Source organism: Paenibacillus sp. 01T422, assembly GCF_056398785.1.
Map to the genome: position 1 here is coordinate 1 of NZ_JBFTQB010001274.1, position 1,322 is coordinate 1,322.

A 1,322-nucleotide genomic window follows, 5' to 3' on the forward strand; every position below is an offset into this window, starting at 1 on the left:
AAATTTCAGTGACCATACAATCATCATCTGCCAGAACTACTGTTAGCATCGTTATCCTCCGAAGTGTAATTCTTAGGAATCAGAACTTCGACCGTGATTCCTTCGGTCCCATTTCGAGTGTACCTAATCCCATAACATTCTCCGAAAGTGCTTTGGAGCCGTCGATGGACATTGCGAATAGCGAATGAATTTTCTCTGGACTCTGTTGATTCTAGCAACTGATTAAGCTTGTCTACATCGGCGCCGATGCCATTATCCGAAATGAGAATGACAATTTTGTCATCCACTTGCTTAGCGGTTATCGTAATCTCCAATTCACTTTTTTCAGGATGAAAACCGTGAATGATCGAATTCTCAACGAGAGGTTGAATGACTAATTTCACGATTCTACTTCTCCGGAGTTCGCGTGGGATATCAATACCATAACGCAGCTTCGAACCGAACCACATGGATTGGATTTCTAAATAACTGTGGGTGTGGTTGATTTCTTCTTCAAGTGTGATGACTGAACGCCCTTTGCTTAGCGAGTAGCGATAGAAATTAGCAAGCGATCTGATCATATCGCTAATGACCGGCGCTTTGTATTTGATCGCATACATATTAATCGAATCCAACGTATTGTATAAAAAATGCGGATTGATCTGCGCTTGCAGAAATCGGAGCTGCGCATCCTTGGCAAGCAGTTCAGCGTTCTGCTTTTTCAAATCGCTAATGGTTAACTTCTCGATTAAATCTTTGATCTGACCGATCATTTGCTTATACTGCCTGATGAGATAACCGAATTCATCTTTTTTATTATATTTAAGGTTAATATCAAAATTATTCCCTTTTACCGTGCGCATAGAGGCAACCAACTTCGTAATCGGACTGGAGATATAACGTGAGAGAAAAAATGCTGCTAGAAGCGCCGTAGTCATACAAATAATGAGGATAAGCACAACAATACGCGTCAATCGGATCTGATCCGAATTAATTTCTCTTAAATTCGTTATATTCAAAATTCTCCAGTCGATATTATCCATAAGTTTGGAGGATACAAGCACTTTGCCTCCAGCTGAATCCATAATTTGTGAATTACCAGCATTCAAATTTAGCTTCTGAATAAAGCTTTCTTCGACATTGGATAGAGGATCGCTGCTCAAAATCACTTGGTTGTTGTGATCCAAAATACATATTTTGCTCTCCGGAGAGGGCTTGTAGTTGGCTAACACACTGTTTATGGATTTATTCTCCAGCTCAATCTTGACTAAGGCCGCATATTCATATTTATCCGCATTCTTTAAACTGAATATCCGTCGTGCCACTATGATATGATCGTGATC

Annotated in this window: 1 protein-coding gene; it reads right to left on the bottom strand. The window is 40.0% G+C overall.

Annotated elements, in window-relative coordinates:
* Positions 1 to 23: 23 nt before the first annotated feature.
* Positions 24 to 1,322: sensor histidine kinase (locus tag AC1DUA_RS37935; protein WP_477504619.1), on the bottom strand; the 1,299-nt coding region annotated here is incomplete at its 5' end.